A 22,912-nucleotide genomic window follows, 5' to 3' on the forward strand; every position below is an offset into this window, starting at 1 on the left:
CCGGCAAATCCCGTAGGACGTGTGGGTGCGCAGCGACGCAACCTGGCGGCAGCCCCGGCGACCACCAGGTGGGAATGCCCCTTCCAGGAGAACCCCTCCACACAAGGAGAGAGCCGTGGGCGGGTGAAGTGGGTGCAAGCCATCTGGAGCTGGACTGGTAGCCCGAGGCTGCCTGGCTCGCTGCTGGTCCGGCGGCCGACAACCCCTCCAGGAGGACCCCTCCGCGCAGGGAGGTGCCATAGGGCGGGTGGGATGGATGCGAGCCATCTGCAGCTGATCAGGCAGCCACGGGCCGCCTGGTCCCGCAGCATCCGGATACTGCAATATGCCTCTGACCAGGGGTTGTGCAGTTGTGCAGTCAGGTACCCCTATGTCCTCGCGCCCGCGCGTAGGAAAAATAGGGTGGCAAACTGCACAAACTGCACCGGCGCCACCGGTGGCACCACTCAGGAGCAGGTCTCAGGCACCACGGCAACCACCCCGGCACCCTTGTCCATCACCCGCTCAACCCGCCCGCCGTCCTTTGTCTGAGCGAGCGGATGCCTACCTGCGTGGTGGGTGTCTGCTGGCGCGGGCTCCTCGCTTCTGCGCGGGGCCTCCACTGCCTTCAGCGACGCTCAGGTGACCAAGGATTGTCGGTGATGCCGGATAGCATGAACAAGTGGTCAGATCGACCACGACTTCGAGCAGATCGGAGGCCACCATGGCCGACAAGAAGACCGTCTTCATCGCCTTCGCGATCGAGGACGAGCGCCAGCGCGACTTCCTCAAGGGGCAGTCCCTCAGCGCCCGCGCGCCCTACGAGTTCATCGACATGTCGGTGAAGACCCCCTACGACTCCGAGTGGAAGGACCGCGTCCGCACGCGAATCCGCCGCTCGCACGGGGTCATCGTCCTCGTCAGCAAGAACTCCCTCAACTCCTCGGGGCAGAAGTGGGAGATCCAGTGCGCGCAGGAGGAGGGCAAGCCGATCCTCGGCATCTGGGCCTACCGCGACGACCGCACCACCCTCACGGGCGTGCGCACCGTCGCCTGGACCGACGCGAACATCGCCGGATTCATCGACTCCCTGTGAGGTCCGGCATGCACAAGGCGCTGATCGTCGGGATCGACTACTACGAGCGGATCGGCGGGCTGCACGGTGCGGTCAACGACGCCTACAGCGTCAAGGCCGTCCTGGAGCGCCACTCCGACGGGACGCTCAACTTCTCCCAGCCCAAGCTGCTTGCCGGGACCGGACCGGACTCCGCAGTGACGCGCAGCCAGCTGCGCGAGGCCGTCGAAGAGCTGTTCCGCGACGACTCCGACGTCGCGCTGCTCTACTTCGCCGGCCACGGCTACGTGGATAGCACCGGCGGGTTCCTCTGCGCCAGCGACTGCGCGGAGGGACACGACGGCCTGGCCCTCAGCGACGTCATGACCTTCGCCAACGCATCCCCGGCCAAGAACAAGGTCATCATCCTCGACAGCTGCCATAGCGGCATCGCTGGAGCCAGCGCCCACATCAGGCCGATCGCCGAGATCAAGGAGGGTGTCACGATCCTCACCGCGTCGACGGCCGAGCAGTACTCGATGGAGAACGACGGCTCGGGGGTGTTCACCACCCTCCTCGTCGACGCGCTCAACGGTGCCGCGGCCAACCTCGTCGGTCAGATCACCCCGGGCAGCGTCTACGCCCACATCGACCAGTCACTCGGCCCCTGGGCGCAGCGGCCGGTGTTCAAGACCAACGTGAAGACCTTCGTCTCGCTGAGGACTGCGGACGCATCCGTGGAGCTCACGGACCTCAAGCGGATCACGGAGCTGTTCTCCCACCCGGCCACGGAGCTCGCGCTCGACCCCTCCTACGAGCCCGAGCGCGCCGGGAACGAGGACGACTCCGTCCCGCCACCGGACCCGGCCAGGAACGCCGACTTCGCCGTCCTGCAGAAGCTCGCCAGGGTGAACCTCGTGCGCCCCGTCGGGGCGGAGCACATGTGGCACGCAGCCATGGGGTCGAAGGCGTGCGAGCTGACGGTGCTCGGCCAGCACTACTGGCGGCTCGTGGACGAGGAGCTGATCTGATGCCGAACGCAGAACGCGCCCGCGAGGCGCTGGAGAGCCCCGAGGTGCTGGACCGCCTCGCCACGGTCGAGCACGAGCGATGGGCGCACTGGCAGCGCTACCTCCACGACCAGTGCGAGCAGCGCGACGACGGCTCCCTCGTGATCCCGGCGGACCTCGTGCGCCACTGGGAGGAGCAGATCGACACCCCCTACGCGGATCTGTCCGCCGAGGAGCAGCGCAGCGATCAGGAACAGGTCATGAAGTACCTGCCCGTGGTGATCGAAGCGATCGGAGGCACCAGAGACACCCAGACCGCCTGAGGCGGCTCTGTGCCCTCCAGTGTCGGACCCCTCGGTAGAATCGTCGGGAAGACGAACAGAAGAGGGCGGCAGTGGCGAACAAGAATCTGAACTCGGCCAAGGCGGCGAAGTTCGATGAGTACTACACCGTCTGGGCCGATATTGAGCGCGAGATCAACGCCTATTTGGAGTTCGATCCTGACGTTTTCCGGGGAAAGACGGTTCTGCTGCCCTGCGACGATCCCGAGTGGAGCAACTTCACCAAGTTCTTCGCCCTGCACTTCGCGGACTTCGGGCTGAAAAAGCTCATATCCACGAGCTTCGCTCCCAACAGCAACGCGGGGGCGGCCTTCTACACCCCTACGCTCTTCGAGACCGAGGGCCCCGGTTATGACCCTGACAAGTCGCTTGAGCGTGGCCGGGTCTTTACCCTCACCGGTGCCGACGTCTCCGGCGACGGCCGGGTCAACATCGACGACCTGCACTGGGAATACCTCGACGGCGACGGGGACTTCCGCAGCGCGGAGGTGACCGCGCTGCGCGACGAGGCCGACTTCGTCATCACCAACCCTCCGTTCAGCCTTTTCCGGATGTTCGTCGGATGGCTCATGGAGGGTGATGTCAGGTTCTCCGTCGTCGGCAACAGCAACGCAACGACCTACGTCGAGATCTTTCCCCTCATCCGCGAGAACAAGGTCTGGAAGGGTGCGACGGCCAATGCGACTGACATGGTGTTCGCCGTCCCCAAGGGAACGCCGCTCAAGGAGGCCGATCGTCTCAAGGCCCAACGCCTGGGTTACCCCTCAACCGACGAGCACGACTTCACCCGGCTGGGGAACTCCTGCTGGTTCACCAACATCGAGCATGGCCGACGTCACGAGCCGCTGACGATGCTCTCGATGGCCGACAACATCAAGTTCTCCAAGCACAGGGAGATCAAGGGCGTCGGCTACGAGAGGTACTACAACTTTCAGGAGGCGATCGAAGTGCCCTTCGTCGATGCCATCCCGTCCGACCACGAGGGAGTCATGGGAGTTCCCATCACCTTCTTGGACAAGTACAACCCGGATCAGTTTGAGATCCTCGCCCACGGTGACGACATGGAGGCGCTGCGTCTGCTGGGCGTCGACACCCTAGGTCAGGAGTTCGTCAACACCTACTACGCGCAAGGCGGAACCGGCGGGAACAGCCCGGGGCACCGGCGGCTCGGACTCACCAAGCCGACGTACCACACGGCCTACAAGCGCATCCTCATCCGCCACCGCAACCCCGAGCCGAAGAAGGGCTGACCCATGGAGACCAACCTCAAGCAGTACACGGTCGCCGAGGTCGTCAAGGGCTTCGTCTACAACGAGCTCGAAGGCAAGGGCCTGTTCGGCCTTGATGGCGACCTGGTCATCCAGCCGGAGTTCCAGCGGCACTACATCTACGGCGACGGCAAGCGCGACGTGGCGGTCATCGACTCCCTGCTGAAGGGCTACCCGCTGGGCCTGATCTACTTCGTCGACACCGGCGCGCCGTCGGGCCCGCACCTGGAGGTCCTCGACGGCCAGCAGCGCATCACGAGCGTGGGCCGCTTCGTGACCGGCAAGTTCGCCATCATCGACCCTAGCGGCTCCGAGCAGACCTTCAGCTCGCTCGACCCCGACCTGCAGGACCGGATCACCGAGGCGACCCTCCTGGTCTACGAGTGCAGCGGCACCGAGTCCGAGATCAAGGAGTGGTTCCAGACCATCAACATCGCAGGCGTCCCGCTGAACAAGCAGGAGCTGCGCAACGCGATCTACTCCGGCCCCTTCGTGACCGCAGCCAAGCAGATCTTCTCCAACAGCCAGGACGCCCGCCAGCAGAAGTGGTCGCACTTCGTCAAGGGCGACCCCAAGCGCCAGGAGGTCCTCGAAGTCGCGCTCGACTGGGTCTCGGAGCCCCAGGGCAAGAGCATCGACGGCTACATGGCCGCGCACCGCACGGACGCCAGCGCCGCCGAGCTGGAGACCTACTTCAACACCGTCATCGACTGGATCGACGCCACCTTCACCACCGTCCACCCGTCCATGCGCGGGCTGGAGTGGGGCGACCTCTACGAGCGGTTCCACGCCACGAGCTACAAGATCGACGAGCTGAACGCCGAGCTGGCCGACCTGCTCGACGACCCGGCCGTCCACGACTCCAAGGGCGTCTACGAGTACCTGCTGGGCGGCAAGGCGGACACCCGCCTGCTCAACGTGCGCCTGTTCGACGCGCCGGTCAAGAAGGCCGCCTACAAGCGCCAGACCGACGCCGCCAAGGCCGCCGGGGTCTCGAACTGCCCGCTGTGCGCCCACGGCTCGAACGCCAACAAGACCAAGATCTACACGCTCAAGGAGATGGAGGCCGACCACGTCGCCGCCTGGTCCAAGGGCGGGGAGTCGACGCTGGAGAACTGCGAGATGCTCTGCGTGACTCACAACCGCTCGAAGGGCAACCGCTGAGCGGGCCCGACACCGAAGAACCCCGTGGTCCTGCGACCACGGGGTTCTTCGTCTTAGGATGACACTCACGGCGTCAGGGAAGGACCCCAATCACCGTCAGCGGCTCCTCGGTAGTTCGGATACCGAGGAGCTGACTCATCCCTTGGGCGGATACGGGTCGTTCCCGTAGGAGTTCGAGCCACCGATCTCACCACCCTTGTTGTGGATGATGTGCTCGGTGCCGCGACGCATCGCGGTCTCGCGCCCAGCCGCCTGGGCCTCCGCCTTGGTGTCGAACACCTTCGGCACGCGCGAGGCGCCCTCGGACTTGTTGCCCCAGCCGCCACCAGGCATCGGGACGGTGTGCACACGCTTACCTGCCATGGATTTCACCTCCTCTCGGTTCGTCTGACCGGCGTGGAATGGCCACTCTCCGGCGCCCCGATTCTATCGAACAGACATTCGATCACTGTGGTCCCGTGACCGTTGAGCCCGACGTGTCGCAGAGCACCGCTGGCGCGGTGCCGGGAGCCCTCCTGACAGATCACTGCACCCGTCAGGAGGGCTCTCCCATGTCAACGACCACCTACCCGTCTGTCCGGCTGCGCCGGGCCGACGTCGAACTCACCGGCACGCTCACCTACGACCACCGCGCCCAGCGCCTGCAGATCGCCTACCCCGACGGCGAGACCGAGGTCCTGAGCACCGACCTCATGGTCTACGGCTACCTCCCGTGGCCCGGCGAAGCCTTCATCAAGGACTGGTCAGAGCACTTCGGGCTCACCGACGCCCTGGTGACCGCCGGGATCGTGGTCCCCGTCGAGCACGTCGAGGTCGGCCCCTTCCGGTCTCGTGCCTACCGCGTGCGAGTCCTGGAACCGGTCGGAGCCGTCCGATGAGCGCCGTGGCGACCGACTGCACCCCGAGGGTCTGGGTGGGCTGCCTGCACTGCTACAACAGCGGCCGCCTGGTGGGCGAGTGGTTCGACGCCGCCGGGGCCGGAGACGTCGACCTCGCGGCCGTCCACGAGGGCTCTGGGAGCCTCTCAGCGGCCTGTGAGGAGCTCTGGTGCCTCGACCACGAGAACATCCCCCAGAGCGGCGAGATGGGCCTCCTGGAGGCCGCTGAGTGGGACCGGGTCCACGAGGAGGTCGGCCCCGACCAGTGGCCGGCGCTGTGCGCCTGGGTCTCCAGCGGCATGCACGTCGTCGAGGGGACAGGCGACATCCCGTCGGTCTCCGACTTCGAGGAGAGGTTCGCCGGGCACTGGGACAGCTTCCGCGAGTACGCCGAGGACCTCGCCGAGTCCACCGGCCTGCAGCAGGGCTGGCCCGAGGAGGCGGTCCGTTACTTCAACTGGGACTCGTGGACGTCAGACCTGGCCTACGACTACACCGTGGTGGACGCACCGGCCGACCAGGGCTATGGCGTCTTCATCTTCCGAAACCTCTGACGCGATGACCCCGCTGCCCGATCAGGGTGGCGGGGTCTTCCCTTTCAGTCGCCGTACTGCCGCTCCCCACCGGGCTGCACCACAGGCTCCTCGTCCTCGCGCTCGACAACGTAGAACCGACCCTCGGCCATCGCCGTGCGCAACGCCTTCACCCTGGCGAGGTTCCCCTCCTCGTAGGCGCGGCTGGCGGCCGCCTTCATCGTCTCGCGGGCCTCCAGCGTCTCCACCGTGGCAGCGTGCATCACAGCGCGGAACGAGCTGATGTCACGCCGCCCGACGTTCTTCAGCACCGCGGCGTCGATCAGCTTCCGGGCCTCCGTGCGCTCCACCACGTGCTCGTCCACAGCAGCAATCCTGTCGAGGTAGGCCTGGTCCCGGTCACGCTTGGGCTGCTGGTCACGGATGGGGGAGCGGTACCGCTCGTTCGTCGCGGGCGTGAGCGGAGCGAGTGCCCCGACGTGCCCGGCACGAGCGGTAGCGAGCGCTGGGGTCTCGGTCTCCTCCACCGCCTCGTCCGTCGGCGGGAGCGGAGCGACTGCCGCCGGGTCCGCCGGGAGCGGAGCGAGCGGCTCGACCTCAGCCTCGACGGCGTCGTCCTGCGGCTCGCCCTGTTCCTCCGCTGGCGAGAGCGGAGCGAGCGGCCCGGTGTCGGCCTCCACCTCGTCATCACGGGTCCGCTTCAGGAACTCGGCGCGGAGCTCCTCACGCGACCTGGGCGGCGCTGCCGCCGTCGCAGCCACCCGCTGCTGGCGCTGCACCTCGGCAGCCTGCCGCTGGGCCTCGGCCGCACGGCGCTGGCGCTCAGCCTCGACGGCCTGCTGGAGACCCGCATCGGTGAACTCCGAGCTCAGCTTCGAGGCCGCCTTGCGACGACGACGAGGCCTCTTCCCAGGGGTCACCTCGTCACGTGCCACGTACGTGATCCCAACCTCGACGTCGCCCTTCCGGCGACCCTCGCGGGCATCGGTATCCACGACGTGCTCGGTGCGGACCACGTCCACACCACGGGTCTTGCACTCGGCCTCGAAGACCTCGTTGAACGCAGCGAGATCACCCTTGAGAGCGACCTCCTTCGCCTCGGCCACCCGGTCACCGATCGACTGCTCGAAGGCCTGGAGATCGGCACGCCGGTCGGTCCACTTCTCGCGCGCGGCGACGTACTGATCGTCGACGACGCGCATACCTTCCTCGCGCATGAGCGTGTCGTTGAGCCGCTTGATCGCAGCGTGCGTCCTGTTCTTCTTCGGCGCGAGGCCCGAGACCAGGTCATGGTTCAAAATGACCACATGGGCGTGGACGTGACCACCATCGGCGTCGTCGTGTACCACGACCATCGTCGGTGAGTTCGGGAACGCCCGCCGGGCCAGTTCCAGGGCCAGGTCACCACCTCGCTGGAGGTCGTCGGGGTTGCGCACATCCAACTCGTCGGGGTGGAAGTTGACCAACATCCCGTGGGCCTTGACCCGGCGCTTGTGGCCTGCCGCGAGCCGGTTGCCCAGCTCGATGAACTCGTCGATGGAACCGGCGTCACAGTGGAACCCCGGGGCGATGCGATTCGTGCCCGCCTTCGCATGATCCCTCTTCTTGGCACCGACCCCCATTTCGAGGTAGTCGGCCCGCGTCCCGAGGTCGTAGACCGGCGCGATGTGGGTGGTGCTCACGGGCTACCCGACCCACCCAGCAGCGTGACCGCCTCAGCCAACTGCGAGCGCAGCTCCTCGATCACCGGGGCCAACTCCTCCAGGTCGATCTCGCCCCGGTTGGCGAGCCGCGTCAGCTGGTTCAGGTTGGTGCCGATCCGACCCAGCGCGACGCGGTCCTCGTGCCGCAGCGCGGCACTCGACGTCGAGGACGACGCCGCCGCAGACGGCACCGTCACCGAGTCCTCGACGGGGTGGCCCTCCGCAGCATGAACCGCCGCCATCGCCGCTGCGCGGACGAATGTCGACGGCGCGATGCCGCGCCACTTCGCCACCTTCCGGATACGACGCACTTCCTCTTCGAGGAACCGCGTGTCGATCCGGTGGCGAAGCGGGCGCGGTGCCTGCTGCCGGGCCGTATCACGCATGGACGGGGCTCCCATCTCGTCGGGGTGGAACTGTGACCAGTCTACCCCTCCGGAGACCCGTCCATACGTGCGCGGCAAGCAGGCACGCTGTCGGACAACACTCGCTCCGCTCCTGGTCCTCCGCGTGCTGCTCGCCAGGGGGTGGGGCTGCGCCCCTCCCCCTGGACCCCCAACCCCGCTGGGGCACGGCAAAGGGTCCGGCGCATCCGCGCCGGACCCTCCGTCCCTGTGCCAGAATCGGCCGCCTACTGGCCGTAGCCGATCCCCGCCGACGAGACAGACTCGTCCTCCTGGTCCTCCTCGTCGTCATCGTCGGGCAGCTCGCCCATGGTGCCGTCGTCGGTCGCCGTGGCGACGGCGAACCGGCGGTCGACCTGGTCGAACTCGGGTCCGCCGATCAGCTCGACGACGAGGTCCACGTTGGCGAGAGTCGTGTCGCCGAGACGGGCGACGACCGCGTCGGCGATGGCCGACCTCGCGGCCTCGCGGGCCTCGGCAGCAGCCTGCGCCGCCTCCTTCCTGGCCTCGGCCCTGGCCTTGCGCAGCTCTGCGCGCTTCTTGGCCAGCTCGACCTCCATCTTCTTGACCTTCTCGTTCCAGTTGCTCATGTACTTGCTCCGTTCTCGTTCAGTTCTCGTCGTCGGTCTTGTCGATGTCACGGGTCCGGATCAGCTTGATCGTGGCCCGCTCGGTAATGCCCAGGGCGGCCGCGATCTTGCGACACGTCACCCCGTCGGCCCGTGCCGCCCGGATGGCCGCGATGCGGCCCTCCGTGGCGTCCACGAGCGCCCGCCTCGCAGCGCTCAGCTCCTCGACAGGGTAGGCGTCCACGCCGCTCATCTCCGGGCCCCTCACAGCACGATCCCGGGGTTCGAGGCCTCGGCGGCTGCAGCCGCGACAGGCTCCTGAGAAATGACCTTCGCGGCAGCCTCGTCCATCTGTCCAGGAGGAGGAGCACCCTCGACCTGAAGGGCCAGGAGCCGGACCATGCCACGGCGCTGCTTGGTCGCCTCAAATCCCATGGCGTCGAGGGCCTGGCCGAACATGCCGCGCCCCAGGATGTCGCGCTTGTACATGCCCTCGGCCGCGCACCACTCCTGGTAGGCGTCGTGCAGCCTCTTGGTCGTGTCGCCGAGACCGTAGTCGTCGACCTCGGTGCACTCCTCCTCGACCCAGCGGCGCACGTCGTCCTGGGCCTGGGCGTACTCGTCGGTACGCGACGAGACGGCATCCGGCTCATTCAGGCCCTGCTCCCAGTAGTCACCCAGACCGGCGACCATCCACGTCAGGATTGCGTCGGCGGCCAGCTCCAGCTTCTCCGGCAGCCTCGGGTCCTGCTCGTGCTTGGGGATCACCTCATCGAACGGGACCACCCTGATCCTCGCCCACACCGCCGGGTCGGCCTCCTTGCTCGGCAGCTCGGGCAGGTGGTTGGTCACCATCAGGAACTGGTGGCTGGGGTTGAACTGGATCGGGTCCTTGTGCAGCGCCCTCGCCTTGATCGCGTCACCGCCGGTCAGACGCTTCAGCACCGAGGCCGACAGCCGGATCTTCGTGTCGGTCTCCGACAGCACCACCAGGCGACGGCCGCGCAGGTCGAAGAACGCCGGGCTCGGCGAGTTCGGGTTGGACTTCACGACCTCCATCAGCGCCGGATCTGCCACCCCGGCGTAGTCGCCCAGGGCGTGCATCACCGCGCCGTAACAGACACCCTTGCCGTTGCGGCCCGAGCCCGTCGCGATCGTGAAGATGTGTTCCAGCGTCTTGCCAACCAACCCCAGGCCGAAGAACCGGCCCAGGTAGTCGCGGACCTCCTCGTCGGGGAGCACACGCTCCAGGAACGCCGTCCACACCTCCGACGTGGCACCGGGGTTGTAGGACGCCCGCGCCACCTTCGAGATCCGGTCACGCGGGTCGTGCGGGCGCAGCTGCAGGGTGTGCAGGTCCAGCGTCCCGTTCGCCACGTTCAGCAGGTAGGGGTCGGCATCCATCTCGTCGGGAGCCACCGTGATGCCCGGCAGCGCAGCCGCGAGGGCGAGCACGCCCTTCACGCCCGAAGCCGTCGAGCAGGTCCCCAGGTCGGAGCTGAGGTCACGGGCGCCACCCTTCAGCCACATCTCACGGATCACATCCATCACCGCGGCCGACGCCCTCTTGTCCCCGAGGTCCTCCGCCCAGCGGCGTCCGTCCCAACGGAACCAGCCGAGGCCGGTCACGTGGATGAACTTGCGGATCTGCCCGGCCGCGAAGGCGTGCGCCACCCGGATGTGCTTGCGGTGCACCGCTTCGTCTCGGCGGAGCCGCTCGACGGCGGCGTCGAGGTCTTCAGCACCGAGAGCCCCGGTGGTATCCTTGATGTCAGCGCCGCCAAACGCTTCGGAAGCCGCTTCATCCACCAGGGTGGGGCGGCTTTCTCGTGCCGTCATCGCGCACCACCACCCACACTGTTCGCGGCGAGCCAGGCGTCCAGGTCGACGATCCGGTAGACGACGACGCCACCGGACTTCACGTAGGCCGGACCCCGGCCCAAGGTCCTCCAGTTGGCGAGGGTCTTCCGGTTGATGCCGATGTAGCGGCTGGCCTCGTCGAGGGTGAGTGCCGCGGGGGCCGGAGAGTGGCCGCTGTCGGCGGCAATATGGGTGACAGACATCTGTGGTCCTTCGGGAGAAACGACGGGTGACCGTCGGCCTCACCGAATGCCGATCCAAGACAGCTCATGCGCCGCACCTTCGGAAGCGCGACGTGGGGGGTCGATGCGACACCCCAGCCCCCTCTCGCCGAACGGGGGGACAGACCACAGTGGTTACCGCCCAGTCGGCCACGGGGCGGCCCAACAACATCCTCTCGGGCTCGTCATTGGTATTGCTCACGAGCCTAGCAGCCCTGTCAATCCCGATCAAACCCACCCTGCTCGGCCCTATCCTGACCGTTCTTGCACCTGCGAGAAAGTGACCGTATGGTCGACCCGACTTGAACCCGCGAGAAAGTGACCTGACCATGGCACGCGCAGCCACCACCCGCCTCGAACCCGGCCAGCACTCCATCGACCGTGCCACCCCGTTCGCCTACCGCGACGGCTGGGCCCTGAAGTGGCGGCTGCGCCTGCCCAGCGGCAAGCTCGTCGAGAAGCTCACCCAGGGGCCCACCAAGGGCGCCGTGCGCAGCCGGGCCAAGGCGACGGCCGCAAAGCTGCTCGCCGCGCCCGGCAACACCGCCTGGTCGCCCACCAGCCCGGTGCTCGACTACATGGAGAAGGTCACCGCGCCTGCGATCCAGACCGACCGGCTCTCCGACAGCACCACCCGCCGCTACGCGCTGGCGCTGCGGCTACTGCGCGGGGAGTGTAGGACCTCCAAGTGCAAGCACAAGCACTCCCTGGCCGGCCTCTCGCTCCACGACGCCATGCGCTCGCGCAACCTCAAGGCCTGCCTAGAAGAGATCGCCCAGCTCCACGGCCGGGTCAACGCCAAACACGCCAAGACCGTTGCCAAGCGCTATCTTGCCGCCCCGCTGAAGATCGACGAGATCATCGAGTACAACCCGCTGATCGACCTCGACCTCGACCTCTCCGACGCGAAGCGGCCCACCGTGGACCGGGGAGGCCACGCCCTCACCATGGATGAGTACCGCCGCGTCATCGACCACCTGCTGGCGGCCGACCCCACCGCGATCACCAAGGCTCGGCAAGGTCGCTGGACCGTCGAGCAGCTCGTGCGCCAGCGCGGCCAGGTCATCGACGTGATCCTCACCCAGGCGACCACCGGCATGCGCACCTCCGAGCTGTGCCAGCGCACCAAGGGTGACGTCGAGGTCGACAAGGACGGCACCGTGGTCTTCAACCTCTCGCCCGAGGCCACCAAGACGCGCTCCGGCCGCAAGGTGCCGGTCCTGGACCCTCGCGTCAGCGCGCGCCTAGTCGCCCGCCTGGGCGTCATCAGCGACAAGGAGCATCCGCTGTTCCCGTCGCCCACCAACCCCGAGATGCCGTGGGACCCCCGCGCCCGCGACCGCAAGCTCGCCCCGATGTACCAGCACCTCGCCGAGGAACTGGAGATCCCCCTCCTGGAGTACGAGCGCGGCCACGTTTGGAGGGCCACCCTCAACACCCTGTTGTTCGACCGCATCCCGGAGGCGGCACGCATCCGGCTGCTCGGCCACACCGAGGCGGTCAACCGCCAGTTCTACACCGCCGTGACCGACACCAAGAGCGTCGTGCAGGCTGCCGCGGTCCTCCGCGGCGACCCGGAAAAGTGACCGCAAGAGTGACCGCTAGATCAAGGATTTCGGGGGTACTATCGGGAACCACAGGGATCCTAGCGGTGACGAAATGCCCAGTCAGAACGCGTAAAACCCGGTAATCCCCGCTCAATCCCTAGATTGTGACAGGAGAGTCAAGGGGTCGCAGGTTCAAATCCTGTCAGCCCGACCATGTGAAGTCCCGCGACATCGTTCAGTGATGTTGCGGGATTTTTCGTGTTTTTGGCGCGGGTATGTTGCGGGTCATCGTGCATGGTTTGGGGTGGGTGTTGCGGGTCATCGTTCACTTGGTGTGTCGGGTCATCGTTCATTTTTTCTTTTGGTAGTTGCGGGTTGGGTCGATGGTGTGTTCGGCGATGATTTCGCCGGTGGCGCGGTTGATGGTCATGGTGTGGGGGCCGTGTGTGAGGAGGAGGACTCGCGTGTTGGCGTGGGGTCTGCCGATGGCGAGGTGTCGGAGTTTTCCGGCGTATCGGATGGTGATGGTTCCTCCTTTGTCGACGAGGTCGTAGCGGACTCGCCAGACGGGTCTGATGCAGGAACAGGTGACAGTTCTGGTTAGGCCGCGAGGGCCAGTTCTTCGTTCATGATGGTCTCGAATTCGATCGGCGTCAAACGACCCAGGCGGGCCTGCCGGCGACGGCGATGATAGGTTCGCTCGATCCACGTGACAATCGCGATGCGAAGCTCCTCACGCGTGGCCCAGGAGCGCCGGTTCAGCACGTTCTTCTGCAACAGGCTGAAGAACGATTCCATCGCCGCGTTGTCACCGCAGGACGCGACTCTGCCCATCGAACCGACAAGTTTGTGCGCAGCGAGTTCACGGCGCAGCTTCCGGCTTCGGAATTGGGATCCTCGGTCCGAATGGACGATGCAGCCCGCAACGTTGCCGCGCATCCGGACGGCGTTTCGGACGGCGCGGACCGCGAGTGACGCTTTCATTCTCGAGTCGATGGAGTAGCCCACGATCCGGCCGCTGAATGCGTCTTTGACGGCGCAGAGATACAGCTTGCCCTCGGCGGTCTTGTGCTCGGTGATATCGGTCAGCCACAGTTCATTCACCCGAGAGGCACTGAACTGGTGACGCTCACGCCCGTCCTCGTCGATGACGACGCAGCGGTCGTCGTGAACGGCAGGGCCGGGCTTCTTGCCGTTCTTGCCACGCTTCTTCCCGAACACGCTCCACCACCCATTCGACAACGTGATCCGCCACGCCGTTCGATCCGACATCGACTCGCCCTCCTGGCGGGCTTCGTCGGCGAGGAGCCGATACCCGAACTCCGGGTCATCGCGATGCGCGTCGAACAACGCGTTCGCGCGATACACCTCGTCCAGCTCCCGCCGGGAGACGGGACGACGCAACCAGCGGTAGTAGGGCTGGCGAGCAAGCTTCAAGACCCGGCACGACACCACGACGGGGATCCCGTCCACGGCGAGCTCACTCACGAGCGGGTAGAGCTGTAATGGCCTCTGGCGGGCCCGCGGCCGGCTGGGATGCTGAGCCGTAGCTCGGCCGAGTGACTCCGGGTAGAACCGACTCGTGAATAGTTCGCGATGTCTTCAAAAGGACGTGTCCTCGGCTGAGCTACGGCTCGGTCTCTCCGCGCAGATGCCTTGATCAGAAGCCTGTCCGTCCCCAGGGGCGTGACTCATTACAGATGTGACTCTGAGCGACCCGGGCCAGTCCGCTGATGTGCTGACGACTGGAGGAACTCACCATGACCACCGTTACTGAACGCTACGAGCACGTCGTAGGGATCGATACCCACGCGCGTACTCACACGTATTGCATCATCGAATCCCGGACGGGAGCGGTGGTCGATACGAGATCGTTCCCGACTACTGCCCCCGGGATGCAGCGTGCAGTCACCTGGATCCGACGAAGGACTCACGGGAAGCCGGTGCTCGCCGCCGTGGAGGGTACTTCCTCGTACGGTGCCGGCATCACCACCGCCCTTCTGACAGAGGGGATCGAGGTGGCCGAGATCCGACCTCTCTACCGCCGTTCCCGAGCACAAACAGGCAAGTCGGACCCGCTGGATGCAGAAGCAGCCGCTCGAACGGCGCTTTCCACGGACGTCGAGAAACTTGCTCAGCCACGTCGCTTCGGTGACCGCGCGGCGCTCCGCGTGCTGCTGGCGAGCCGGTCACTGATCGATCAGCAGCGCACGGCCAACAAGAACGCGCTCACAGCACTCCTGCGCACCACCGACGTCGGAATAGATGCGCGCAAACCGCTCACAGACGCGCAAATCGCCACCATCGCGACCTGGCGAACCGGGCGAGATCAGCCATCGAAACGAGTCTTCCGGGAAGAGGGAAGAAGGCTGGCCAAGTCGATCATCGAGCAGACCAGGTCACTTCAGCAGAACCACCAGGCGCTGTCCGTGCTGACCGAGACTCTTGCCCCGGGCCTCCAGAGCATCCCGGGGGTCGGCGCGGTCACAGGAGCGATCCTGGTGGCCTCGTACTCGCATCACGGGCGGGTGCGCTCTGAAGCGGCTTTCGCCGCTCTCGGCGGTATAGCTCCATTGCCGGCCTCCTCGGGCAACACCAGTCGCCACCGACTCTCCCGCTCGGGCGACCGGCAACTCAACCGTGCCGTCGATGTCGTCGTCCGCACGCGGATGAGCTACGACCCCGTCACCTGCGAATACGTTGAGCGCCGGCGTGCCGAAGGGCTCTCCAAGCGCGAGATTCGACGGTGCCTCAAGCGATACGTCTGCAGGTCTCTGTTCCGAGAACTTCGGACTCGGATGGCTTGACACGGAGGCATAGAAGCGTCCTTTTCCCGGCAGATGCGCCTGCGCGAAATACGCGGCCGCGCGACGCAGCACCTCGTTCTCCTGCTCGAGGAGCCGGTTTCGCTTACGCAGCTCACGTACCTCCACGGACTCCTGCTTCGTCTCGCCCGGCTGATCACCGGCCTCGATGCGGGCTTGTCGCATCCACTTGTCGAGAGTGCCGACATGGACGCCGAAGTCTTTCGCGATCTGCGCGAGAGTGACTTCTGGATCACGATTCTCCGCGACACGGACCACGTCGTCACGGAACTCCTTGGGGAACGGCTTGGGCATGATGACATCCTTCCAGGCCAGCGCTCTTGACTAGCCATGTTCAATGTCACCTGTTCCTGCATCAGACCCATGTCCTGAAACACTAAGTGAACGATGACACGGGACACCAATGAACGATGTCCTGCAACCAGACACTGTCAGCCCGACCATGTGACGTCGCGGCACATCGGAATAGGGTGAACCCGCATTTGGCGGACTTCACGCTTTCGTTTTGTTTCGGCGTAGTGTCTCGCACGCTCAGTGTTGCGACTGCTTGGGGGGCCGGTCAGGGAACTCGGACCTCAATGCGGTTTGGTTTTGTCAAGGATCCTGCCCGTCTGAGCCCATAGGAGCGGCGATGCCACCCTGCTACTGCAGGGACGAAATCGTTCAGGACGAAGCGATAACGCCAGCGATGAGCGCGACCGTCAACGCGAGCACGAGCGTATTGAATGTGAAGGAGACGAGCGTGTGCGTACGCACAGCCGTGAGTCCCGCACGAGTACGGGGAGTGCCGGCAGACATTGCTGCGACCGACGAGACCATCACCGACATCGACAGGAACTCCGAGAACTCCGGCTCGTCATCGATGTCGAAGGAAATGGTTTCGCCTGCGGCATGAAGGCGAAGGTAGCGCAATGCGAAGGCGTAGACGATTGAGGCCCACGCGAAGGAGACGGTGAGCAGCACGACGAATGGCAGCCACAGACTGCCGGCACCGGTTCCGAGCACGGCCGCCGCCCCCGATACGCCAAGAGCGATTACGGCAGCCGAGACGCCCCAATCTGCGGCCGAACGCAGACCGATGATCCACGAGAGCATGCTCGAACCCCGCCTGTGCTGTGCCTCGGCGACCCGCAGCATTTCGCGCGGCGGCGTTCTCGAGAACAGACGTTGCGTCCAAACCAGGTAGACGAGGAAGAAGAGAATAAATGAGCCGCACAATGCGATGAATAGGGAAGACAGGTCGGGATCGTCCGACTCTGTGCGCGGCCAGGCCTCAAACACACCGAGCAGTAACGGCGGTACGGATATCACCAGGGCGATCAAGCCGCGGAAGCCGTCGTCGTACTGCAGTGGAACTGAGCGCGAGGGGCGGCTTGACATGTGAACCAGGCTACACAGTCTGCAGGCGAAGGCCGATGCTCTGCTGCGAGGTCGTTGCCGTCTTCAAAATAGGTCGGAGTTCGCGCCGAGCACACACGCCAAACGCATCCGGTCACGCCGTAGTCTGAATCTGCAGGACCAGAATCCGTGCGCTGACGAGGGGCATCATGAGACTCACAATCTGCGATATGTCCGTTTCGCTCGATGGGTATGTCACCGGCCGCAACGACAGCCGAGAGAACCCGTTCGGCGATGGTGCCGAAGGCCTGCACGCATGGCTCGGCTCGACGGTGACCGCGCGGTGTTGGACGCGGTGATCGGCAGCGTTGGCGCGATTGTCATGGGGCGCAGGTCGTTCGATAAGAACGAAGGCGACGGTGGGTGGGGCGACGCCGGCCCGATGGGCGATATCCCCGTGTTCGTTCTCACGCATCGTCCGCCGACGCAGCCTTACCCTGACGTGTTCAGCTTCGTCTCTGAAGGGGTGGCCGACGCCATTCAACGAGCCCAGCAGGCTGCGAAGGGCAGGGACGTCCATCTGTTCGGCGCCACTGTCATGCAGCAGGCGCTTCGGTTCGGCCTCGTTGACGAGCTTCACCTGCACGTCATGCCGATTCTCCTCGGCGGTGGAACTCCGCTCTTCGGAACTCTGGACGCGGCGATTCCGCTGGAACGAACCGGCGCACACGTCACCCCCGATCGCCACGCATCTGCAGTACCGCGTCCTCGGCAACTCATCCGCCTCGTCCTGGTACGGTCAAGGAAATACGTGAGGATCTTGTCGTTCCTACTGCTCTGAACGGCGTCGAGGGCCGAGCCTCAGGAGAATCATGCTCACTGACTTCTTGCGCGATCAGGCGTTTGCCGTTGCGTGGCTTGCCCTGATGGCGTCCGCGTGGTTCGGATGGGCGCAGGAAGACCCCAAGCCGAGACTTCGCGGTCTGCTGGGAGCCGGATCTGTTCTCGGGATCATGCTCTCACTCGGCTTCGGGATGCTCGTGTGGCGCAACTGGCAGACTCCGACAGCGCTCGACGGCCGCTACTGGGTATTCGGCATGATCGTCGTCGCTGAGGCCATCCTCATTGCCGTGGGTTGTATCGTGCTCGCGCGACGCGGCCAATCGCGCTGGTTCGGCTGGTGGATCGGATTATGCGTCGCCTTGCACTTCATTCCACTGGCGTGGGTATTCGGCGACTGGTCCTACCTTGCGCTCACGGCAGTGCAGGTGGCAGTCCTGATGACGATGTTCCCGTCACTGCGACGAGGCGAATATGCGACCAGTCGATGGGCATGCCCGTGGGTTGCCATCACATTTCTTCTCTTCGCCCTCGTGTCCGGGGTTATCCTCGTGAGCCGGTACGGTTATCCGCTCTGAAACGATTCTCGTCCACAAAGCGGATAACCGTACCGATCACTGCAGCTGTTCAAGTCAGGAATCACTGGGCGCGAGCCTTTGGCGTCCATGCTCGGTGTGACCGCCAGGCTGCCACGAGGACGACCGCTGCGACCACGGCGTGCAGACCGATAAGCGCACCCATGGCTGCCAGATTCGTGGCTCCGAGCGGGCCCATGGCCGACACCAGCGTTACCGCGACGACTAGGATCGTCCACCATTTCAGAGGCCGCTGCATCAGGCGTTCCATTATTCGCAAAGTCACGAGGCCGAGGGCGGAAGCCACGATGGCGGTAATCGCTACAGAAAGGCCCGTGACGTGTTGTAAGCCCCCACCGACTTGGACGGTGAGATCCACGCCGGACAGCCGTGTCGTCAGCCAGGCGACCAAGGCACAGATGGTAGCGGCACCTACGATCACCAGATCGATCCACAATGGCGGACTCACCGTTAGTCGCGGGTGGGACAAATTTGCTGCGCTAGTCATGACATCCTCCAATCTCACGTAACCACTACTTACGTAGTAGGCTATCACGACGGTCGTAGTATTAAGTGTCCTCGAGTGGCTACCCAAGCCTTTGCGTGCGTCGCGGTGAAACCGCGAGAACAACTACGATGGTCGTGAATTGCAGGATGCAGACATGGATGGTGACGAATGAGCAGGCGGCAAGACATTGCCTCGGCAGCGATAGAGCTGGTGGCCGAGGGCGGAAGCCACGCCCTGACTCACCGCAAGATTGACCGCCGACTCGGCCTGCCGCAAGGGACGACGTCCAACTACGCCAAGACCCGGCGGGCGCTGGTGCGCATGGTGGTTGACGAGATCGCAGCTCTGGCCGACATCCGCGGTGGTGACCAGCGCGCGTTACCGACCACGGTGGCCGAGGCGGTTGATCAATTGGTGCCGGCGCTGGACGCGACCATTGAGCGTGGCGTCGACACCCGTGCGCGGATGGCCTTGTCAATCGACTATTTACAGGACGACGAGTTGCACCGGCTACTCACGACCGACTCGCCGGTGCGGACGAAATTGCTCACCGAGACCGAGCGGATGCTGACTTCGTTGGGTGTTCCTGAGCCCGATCGGCGAGCCGTCGACTTCATCGGAATCATGAACGGGCTGCTGTATGACCGCTTGGCCGGCAATGGAGTGCGCGGTGAACAGGTGGATGCCAGAAATGTGCTGACCGCATGGCTCACCGGCATCGGCGGTCGACAGTAACACCGGCCGATTCTCGCCGGGCCAATCCGGAGGGCCGCCCGATTCTCGCAATCACGAAACTCGCGTGAACTCGACAGGTCACCAAGGCGTCCGCATGGACGCACTGATGATGTTCAAGAACGTGGTCATCTGTCTCAGAGAACAAGTGTCGCGGCACAATAGCGCCACTCGGCGTCCACCCCTCGTCGCGGCTGCTTACCGGTCTTTTACAACCCGGTAGTGTCCGCACAAGAAGTCCCGATTGCGGGCCCAATCCAACAGCTCGAGACGCAAGTTCCGCGGCAACAGCGGCTGGCCGGACCCCAATGTCACTGACGCGAACTGGAACCAGACTTCGTCCAACAATCCTGCATCGGCGAATTGTCCGGCGAGGTCGCCGCCGCCGACCACCCAGATGTCTTTCCCACGCGCGGAGGCCGCGATGTCGGCATACGCCTCGCTCACGCCTCCTTGAACGAATCGCACGTCGGCGTCACCGATGGTGGGTAGCGAGCGATGGGTGAATACCCACACAGGCTGGGTGTACTCCCAGGTCTCCTGGTGCGCCAGGGACCATTCATAGGTGGAGGCGCCCATCACGATCGCGCCCATTCCCTTGATGAAATCCGGATAGGCCATCGGGCCTTCCATGTCGAAATCCTGAGCGAACAGCCACTCCAGCGAGTGATCGGCAGTAGCGATGAATCCGTCGAGACTGGACGCGGTATAGAAGTGCGTAGTCATAGTCGAAGTTTACGTGACAGCGTGCTCGTCGAGGCTCGTCACCCAGAGCGAGAGGAGCCAGCCGCGCAATAGATCCGATTCGCCGAATGCCTGGGCTCGTGGCTACACCGACAGGAACCGGTACCACCTGGTGAGTGTCAGAGGTCTAGGGCATGATGTGGTCTGACGAATCGAACGATGGAGTCTGGAGTGGTCCAAGCAAAGGAAACAAACCTTGAGGGTGTGCTGGAAGGCAGGAAACAGTACGTCGTGCCGCTGTTCCAGCGCCCATACTCCTGGAAACGGGAACAAATAGACAGGCTTTGGGCCGATCTCATCGACATTGCCCGGACCCGACGCACGAGCCCGGATGCGACGCATTTTATTGGTTCGTTGGTGCTCGCGGTGAGCCCGGGTGTCGGTGCCGTTGGGATGAATGAGTTCTTGGTAGTTGATGGGCAGCAGCGGTTGACAACTCTCACGCTCTTGCTCGCGGCACTGCGCGATCACCTGGTCGAGACCGTCGGTGGTTCTGAACGCGAGGGCATAGACACGCAATACCTGATCAACCGATTTGATAAGGGCGCGCCAACGAAGTTTCTACCGACACAAGATGATCGCCAGGCTTACGAAGCAATTATTCGCTCGTTGGGAAATGCCGGCGACGGGACGCGAATTGAGAAGAACTACAATCATTTAAAGGCAAAGCTCGCCAAGCTCAACAATGAAGATGGCTCCGTCTCGGCGAAGGAATTGGAGGATGCCATCTTGCGAGGCCTGGAGTTGGTTGCAGTACAGGCGGAGCAAAGCGACAATGCACATCGAATCTTTGAATCCCTCAACAACACGGGTATGCCGCTGACACAAGCGGACCTGCTGAAGAACTACCTGTTTATGAGGCTGGGGGACAATAGGACAAATGCGGTCTATCAGTCCATCTGGCGGCCACTTGAGCAGAAGCTGGCTCCGAAGGACCTTGAACTGCTGTTCTGGCTCGACCTGGTCTTCGTGGACGAGAATGCCAAGCAGACGGATACCTACGCGGGTCAGCAGAAGCGCCTCGATAGGCTGGCAACACCGAGCGAGATCGAAAACGAAATCAGCCGAATCGCTGCCCTCGGTGATGTCTTGGTCTCGATCCTCGAGCCATCCCGTGAGTCTGATCCGGAGATCCGGATTTGGTTGGAGCGCATCAAGGCTTGGGGATCTACGACGGCCTATCCGATTGTCTTGCGGATCTTGGCGCGTCGGGCTGCCGGCACCGCTACAGCCGAGCAAGCGACGAGCGCATTCCACACGCTGATTTCCTACTTCGTGCGTCGCGTTGTCATCGGCCGTGCTACCGCGGGCATCAACAAGACGCTCCTGCAAGCAGTCGCCGCAGTCGGTGACGAGCCCGACGTGGCCGTTGCGCTGCGCAGCTATTTGTCGAATGGACGGAAATACTTCGGCACGGACGCTCAGGTAAGAGAGGCGGTCGGTACGGTCGATTTCTATCACAACGGCCGCAAGGCGCAGCAGAATCTGATCCTACGATGGCTCGAAGAATCATACGAGGGCAAGGAGACGACCAATCTCACCGGTCTTACGATCGAGCACGTACTGCCTCAGACGTTGTCCGAAGAAACCCGGGACGAGTTCGCCGAGACACTGGATGGTGATGCGGATCTCGTCGCTGAACACGGACGCATCGTTCATACCATCGGCAACCTCACTCTAACTGGCTATAACAGCGAATTGTCGAACCGGCCATTCGCCATAAAACGAGATCAACTCGGGAAGAGTCCCCTCGAGATGAATAAGACAATCGCTGCGCACGAAAGCTGGGGCACGGAAGAGATCCTCTCTCGCGGTGCAAAACTCGCCGACCGCATCATTTCTCTGTGGCCAGGGCCGGACGAATCCGTAGCCGAGCCGGTCCCTAATGATGGCTTGCCCGCCAGAATCGCTCAGGTCATTGACGCTATTCCGCCGGGCAGATGGACGTCGTACACCGAATTGGCTGTGGTCGTCGGTAGCCACCCGGTAGCGGTCGGCGCAGCTGTCGCCAATAATGCCACCGAGGGCGCATGGCGCGTGATGACGCACGACGGCAGACCCTCGGCCCAGTTCCGCTGGAATGATTCCAACCGCACCGATCGGTCCCAGAATGTTTTGGCCGCTGAGGGCATCACATTTGACGAGTCCGGACGAGCATCTGATGCGAAATTCATGGATGCGCGCGCATTAGCTGATACCGCTGGAGTCGGCATTGACGATGTGACCATCAGTGCCCGGCGAAAGAAAATAACCACGAAGTACTCTCCCCGGGACGGCCACAGCAGGCCCCAGCTTCAGTATTGGACCATGCTCAAGAATTGGTGCGAGCAAAACGCTCCGCACCTGGCTGTCGGCCGGACCCCTCGGGCTCGAACTTGGTACGACATCAGTATCGGATGCAGCGGAATCAACATATCGTTGACGGTCAGTTCCGTCGGGAAACGCTTACAAACACAACTATGGATTGCCGATAACAAGCCGCTCTTCGGCTACCTATTAGCCCGCCGAGACGACGTCGAGGCGGAGTTGGGATATCCCGTCGAGTGGGACGATAAGCCCGGGCGCATGGCATCGAAGATCATCGCAACCCACGAAGGAGACTTCCAGGATGTGAACGATCGGTCGGAATTAGTCTCTTGGCATGGGCGGACCGCGGACGACTTCGGTCGAGTGTTTCCTTCCTACATCAAACGGTGGCTGAGAGAGTCTGCCGGAGGCGGGGAACAGATACGTGTAGCGGGGTCCGGCATTTGATGCCATCAGGTGGGGCTATCGAGAGACGACTTCCCGTTCTACGGGCGTGCCAGCCCGTCGCGGGC

At 64.3% G+C, this 22,912-nt stretch carries 24 protein-coding genes and 2 pseudogenes; 14 read left to right on the forward strand and 12 right to left on the reverse strand.

The genetic code is table 11. The features are described 5' to 3' along the window. Positions 1-661 precede the first annotated feature (661 nt). The 5 genes from QQ658_RS06205 (at position 662) to QQ658_RS06225 (ending at position 4,816) form a co-directional block, all read left to right on the forward strand. A complete protein-coding gene (locus QQ658_RS06205) occupies positions 662-1,075 on the forward strand; it encodes a TIR domain-containing protein (protein ID WP_286026783.1) in 414 nt (137 codons plus the stop codon). Positions 1,076-1,083: 8 nt separating this feature from the next. Then, positions 1,084-2,064: a caspase family protein gene (locus tag QQ658_RS06210; protein WP_286026784.1), complete on the forward strand. Its 981-nt coding sequence runs from the start codon at positions 1,084-1,086 to the stop codon at positions 2,062-2,064. Continuing rightward, entirely contained in the window at positions 2,064-2,366 is a 303-nt protein-coding gene (locus QQ658_RS06215; protein ID WP_286026785.1) for a hypothetical protein, read from the forward strand. Before QQ658_RS06210 ends, QQ658_RS06215 begins: the two co-directional genes overlap by 1 nt. A gap of 71 nt (positions 2,367-2,437) precedes the next feature. Continuing rightward, positions 2,438-3,634: an adenine-specific methyltransferase EcoRI family protein gene (locus QQ658_RS06220; RefSeq protein ID WP_286026786.1), complete on the forward strand. Its 1,197-nt coding sequence runs from the start codon at positions 2,438-2,440 to the stop codon at positions 3,632-3,634. 3 nt (positions 3,635-3,637) lie between these two features. Beyond that, positions 3,638-4,816, forward strand: coding sequence for an HNH endonuclease family protein (locus QQ658_RS06225; protein ID WP_286026787.1), 1,179 nt, complete (start codon positions 3,638-3,640; stop codon positions 4,814-4,816). A gap of 135 nt (positions 4,817-4,951) precedes the next feature. On the opposite strand, the gene QQ658_RS06230 is transcribed toward QQ658_RS06225, so the two are convergent. Beyond that, positions 4,952-5,179 (reverse strand): DUF2188 domain-containing protein, encoded by a 228-nt coding sequence (locus QQ658_RS06230; RefSeq protein ID WP_286026788.1) that lies wholly within the window; start codon positions 5,177-5,179, stop codon positions 4,952-4,954. 188 nt (positions 5,180-5,367) lie between these two features. Between QQ658_RS06230 and QQ658_RS06235 the strand changes: the two genes are divergently transcribed. Together QQ658_RS06235 and QQ658_RS06240 are read left to right on the forward strand one after the other, a co-directional pair. After that, positions 5,368-5,694 carry a hypothetical protein gene (locus QQ658_RS06235; RefSeq protein ID WP_286026789.1) on the forward strand — a complete coding sequence of 109 codons (327 nt, stop codon included), beginning with the start codon at positions 5,368-5,370 and terminating at the stop codon, positions 5,692-5,694. Continuing rightward, positions 5,691-6,248 (forward strand): antirestriction protein ArdA, encoded by a 558-nt coding sequence (locus QQ658_RS06240; protein WP_286026790.1) that lies wholly within the window; start codon positions 5,691-5,693, stop codon positions 6,246-6,248. The genes QQ658_RS06235 and QQ658_RS06240 overlap by 4 nt, the downstream gene beginning before the upstream one ends. Positions 6,249-6,292: 44 nt before the next feature. Here the strand turns inward: QQ658_RS06240 and QQ658_RS06245 are convergent, their stop codons facing one another. The 6 genes from QQ658_RS06245 to QQ658_RS06270 form a co-directional block, all read right to left on the reverse strand. Continuing rightward, positions 6,293-7,909 carry a relaxase/mobilization nuclease domain-containing protein gene (locus QQ658_RS06245; protein ID WP_286026791.1) on the reverse strand — a complete coding sequence of 539 codons (1,617 nt, stop codon included), beginning with the start codon at positions 7,907-7,909 and terminating at the stop codon, positions 6,293-6,295. After that, on the reverse strand, positions 7,906-8,316 hold the full coding sequence (locus QQ658_RS06250; RefSeq protein WP_286026792.1) for a MobC family plasmid mobilization relaxosome protein: 411 nt from the start codon (positions 8,314-8,316) through the stop codon (positions 7,906-7,908). The genes QQ658_RS06245 and QQ658_RS06250 overlap by 4 nt, the downstream gene beginning before the upstream one ends. A gap of 245 nt (positions 8,317-8,561) precedes the next feature. Continuing rightward, positions 8,562-8,924, reverse strand: a complete 363-nt coding sequence (locus QQ658_RS06255; RefSeq protein WP_286026793.1) for a hypothetical protein — start codon at positions 8,922-8,924, stop codon at positions 8,562-8,564. A 19-nt stretch (positions 8,925-8,943) separates the two neighbouring features. Next, complete coding sequence (locus QQ658_RS06260) at positions 8,944-9,156, reverse strand: hypothetical protein (RefSeq protein ID WP_286026794.1); 213 nt, start codon at positions 9,154-9,156, stop codon at positions 8,944-8,946. Between the two features lie 11 nt (positions 9,157-9,167). Then, positions 9,168-10,742, reverse strand: a complete 1,575-nt coding sequence (locus QQ658_RS06265) for a DNA primase family protein (protein ID WP_286026795.1) — start codon at positions 10,740-10,742, stop codon at positions 9,168-9,170. Beyond that, positions 10,739-10,966, reverse strand: a complete 228-nt coding sequence (locus QQ658_RS06270; protein ID WP_286026796.1) for a helix-turn-helix domain-containing protein — start codon at positions 10,964-10,966, stop codon at positions 10,739-10,741. The genes QQ658_RS06265 and QQ658_RS06270 overlap by 4 nt, the downstream gene beginning before the upstream one ends. 347 nt (positions 10,967-11,313) lie before the next feature. Between QQ658_RS06270 and QQ658_RS06275 the strand changes: the two genes are divergently transcribed. Both QQ658_RS06275 and QQ658_RS06280 read left to right on the forward strand, forming a co-directional pair. After that, positions 11,314-12,570, forward strand: a complete 1,257-nt coding sequence (locus QQ658_RS06275; RefSeq protein WP_286026797.1) for a site-specific integrase — start codon at positions 11,314-11,316, stop codon at positions 12,568-12,570. Positions 12,571-12,772: 202 nt separating this feature from the next. Continuing rightward, entirely contained in the window at positions 12,773-13,135 is a 363-nt protein-coding gene (locus tag QQ658_RS06280) for a hypothetical protein (RefSeq protein WP_286026798.1), read from the forward strand. Here the strand turns inward: QQ658_RS06280 and QQ658_RS06285 are convergent. Next, positions 13,132-14,040 (reverse strand): annotated as a pseudogene (locus QQ658_RS06285) (IS3 family transposase); the annotation flags it as partial. The gene QQ658_RS06280 and the pseudogene QQ658_RS06285 overlap by 4 nt on opposite strands. Positions 14,041-14,291: 251 nt before the next feature. Here QQ658_RS06285 and QQ658_RS06290 point away from each other — a divergent pair. Then, entirely contained in the window at positions 14,292-15,338 is a 1,047-nt protein-coding gene (locus tag QQ658_RS06290) for an IS110 family RNA-guided transposase (RefSeq protein ID WP_286024996.1), read from the forward strand. Positions 15,339-15,377: 39 nt separating this feature from the next. Here QQ658_RS06290 and QQ658_RS06295 read toward each other — a convergent pair. Together QQ658_RS06295 and QQ658_RS06300 are read right to left on the reverse strand one after the other, a co-directional pair. Further along, positions 15,378-15,650, reverse strand: a pseudogene (locus tag QQ658_RS06295) (transposase); the annotation flags it as partial. Positions 15,651-16,019: 369 nt separating this feature from the next. Further along, positions 16,020-16,736 carry a DUF1345 domain-containing protein gene (locus tag QQ658_RS06300; protein ID WP_286026799.1) on the reverse strand — a complete coding sequence of 239 codons (717 nt, stop codon included), beginning with the start codon at positions 16,734-16,736 and terminating at the stop codon, positions 16,020-16,022. Between the two features lie 274 nt (positions 16,737-17,010). On the opposite strand from QQ658_RS06300, the gene QQ658_RS06305 reads away from it, so the two are divergent. Beyond that, entirely contained in the window at positions 17,011-17,535 is a 525-nt protein-coding gene (locus QQ658_RS06305; RefSeq protein WP_286026800.1) for a dihydrofolate reductase family protein, read from the forward strand. A 31-nt stretch (positions 17,536-17,566) separates the two neighbouring features. Next, positions 17,567-18,112 (forward strand): hypothetical protein, encoded by a 546-nt coding sequence (locus QQ658_RS06310; RefSeq protein WP_286026801.1) that lies wholly within the window; start codon positions 17,567-17,569, stop codon positions 18,110-18,112. A 61-nt stretch (positions 18,113-18,173) separates the two neighbouring features. Here QQ658_RS06310 and QQ658_RS06315 read toward each other — a convergent pair whose 3' ends face one another. Continuing rightward, on the reverse strand, positions 18,174-18,617 hold the full coding sequence (locus QQ658_RS06315; RefSeq protein WP_286026802.1) for a DUF6069 family protein: 444 nt from the start codon (positions 18,615-18,617) through the stop codon (positions 18,174-18,176). A 168-nt stretch (positions 18,618-18,785) separates the two neighbouring features. On the opposite strand from QQ658_RS06315, the gene QQ658_RS06320 reads away from it, so the two are divergent. After that, positions 18,786-19,352: a TetR/AcrR family transcriptional regulator gene (locus QQ658_RS06320; RefSeq protein WP_286026803.1), complete on the forward strand. Its 567-nt coding sequence runs from the start codon at positions 18,786-18,788 to the stop codon at positions 19,350-19,352. Between the two features lie 195 nt (positions 19,353-19,547). On the opposite strand, the gene QQ658_RS06325 is transcribed toward QQ658_RS06320, so the two are convergent. After that, positions 19,548-20,075 (reverse strand): dihydrofolate reductase family protein, encoded by a 528-nt coding sequence (locus tag QQ658_RS06325; protein WP_286026804.1) that lies wholly within the window; start codon positions 20,073-20,075, stop codon positions 19,548-19,550. A 189-nt stretch (positions 20,076-20,264) separates the two neighbouring features. Between QQ658_RS06325 and QQ658_RS06330 the strand changes: the two genes are divergently transcribed. Then, positions 20,265-22,847: a DUF4268 domain-containing protein gene (locus QQ658_RS06330; RefSeq protein WP_286026805.1), complete on the forward strand. Its 2,583-nt coding sequence runs from the start codon at positions 20,265-20,267 to the stop codon at positions 22,845-22,847. The last annotated feature ends 65 nt before the right edge of the window (positions 22,848-22,912 follow it).

This window comes from Propionimicrobium sp. PCR01-08-3 (assembly GCF_030286045.1).
Lineage (GTDB): Bacteria > Actinomycetota > Actinomycetes > Propionibacteriales > Propionibacteriaceae > Brooklawnia.

Excerpts from the sequence above, each read along its gene's own strand:
- QQ658_RS06210 (WP_286026784.1), top strand. The coding sequence starts at position 1,084 with ATGCACAAGGCGCTGATCGTCGGGATCGACTACTACGAGCGGATCGGC.
- QQ658_RS06215 (WP_286026785.1), top strand. The coding sequence starts at position 2,064 with ATGCCGAACGCAGAACGCGCCCGCGAGGCGCTGGAGAGCCCCGAGGTG.
- QQ658_RS06225 (WP_286026787.1), top strand. The coding sequence starts at position 3,638 with ATGGAGACCAACCTCAAGCAGTACACGGTCGCCGAGGTCGTCAAGGGC.
- QQ658_RS06230 (WP_286026788.1), bottom strand. The coding sequence starts at position 5,179 with ATGGCAGGTAAGCGTGTGCACACCGTCCCGATGCCTGGTGGCGGCTGG.
- QQ658_RS06235 (WP_286026789.1), top strand. The coding sequence starts at position 5,368 with ATGTCAACGACCACCTACCCGTCTGTCCGGCTGCGCCGGGCCGACGTC.
- QQ658_RS06240 (WP_286026790.1), top strand. The coding sequence starts at position 5,691 with ATGAGCGCCGTGGCGACCGACTGCACCCCGAGGGTCTGGGTGGGCTGC.
- QQ658_RS06250 (WP_286026792.1), bottom strand. The coding sequence starts at position 8,316 with ATGCGTGATACGGCCCGGCAGCAGGCACCGCGCCCGCTTCGCCACCGG.
- QQ658_RS06255 (WP_286026793.1), bottom strand. The coding sequence starts at position 8,924 with ATGAGCAACTGGAACGAGAAGGTCAAGAAGATGGAGGTCGAGCTGGCC.
- QQ658_RS06260 (WP_286026794.1), bottom strand. The coding sequence starts at position 9,156 with ATGAGCGGCGTGGACGCCTACCCTGTCGAGGAGCTGAGCGCTGCGAGG.
- QQ658_RS06265 (WP_286026795.1), bottom strand. The coding sequence starts at position 10,742 with ATGACGGCACGAGAAAGCCGCCCCACCCTGGTGGATGAAGCGGCTTCC.
- QQ658_RS06270 (WP_286026796.1), bottom strand. The coding sequence starts at position 10,966 with ATGTCTGTCACCCATATTGCCGCCGACAGCGGCCACTCTCCGGCCCCC.
- QQ658_RS06275 (WP_286026797.1), top strand. The coding sequence starts at position 11,314 with ATGGCACGCGCAGCCACCACCCGCCTCGAACCCGGCCAGCACTCCATC.
- QQ658_RS06280 (WP_286026798.1), top strand. The coding sequence starts at position 12,773 with ATGTTGCGGGATTTTTCGTGTTTTTGGCGCGGGTATGTTGCGGGTCAT.
- QQ658_RS06290 (WP_286024996.1), top strand. The coding sequence starts at position 14,292 with ATGACCACCGTTACTGAACGCTACGAGCACGTCGTAGGGATCGATACC.
- QQ658_RS06300 (WP_286026799.1), bottom strand. The coding sequence starts at position 16,736 with ATGTCAAGCCGCCCCTCGCGCTCAGTTCCACTGCAGTACGACGACGGC.
- QQ658_RS06305 (WP_286026800.1), top strand. The coding sequence starts at position 17,011 with ATGGCTCGGCTCGACGGTGACCGCGCGGTGTTGGACGCGGTGATCGGC.
- QQ658_RS06310 (WP_286026801.1), top strand. The coding sequence starts at position 17,567 with ATGCTCACTGACTTCTTGCGCGATCAGGCGTTTGCCGTTGCGTGGCTT.
- QQ658_RS06315 (WP_286026802.1), bottom strand. The coding sequence starts at position 18,617 with ATGACTAGCGCAGCAAATTTGTCCCACCCGCGACTAACGGTGAGTCCG.
- QQ658_RS06320 (WP_286026803.1), top strand. The coding sequence starts at position 18,786 with ATGAGCAGGCGGCAAGACATTGCCTCGGCAGCGATAGAGCTGGTGGCC.
- QQ658_RS06325 (WP_286026804.1), bottom strand. The coding sequence starts at position 20,075 with ATGACTACGCACTTCTATACCGCGTCCAGTCTCGACGGATTCATCGCT.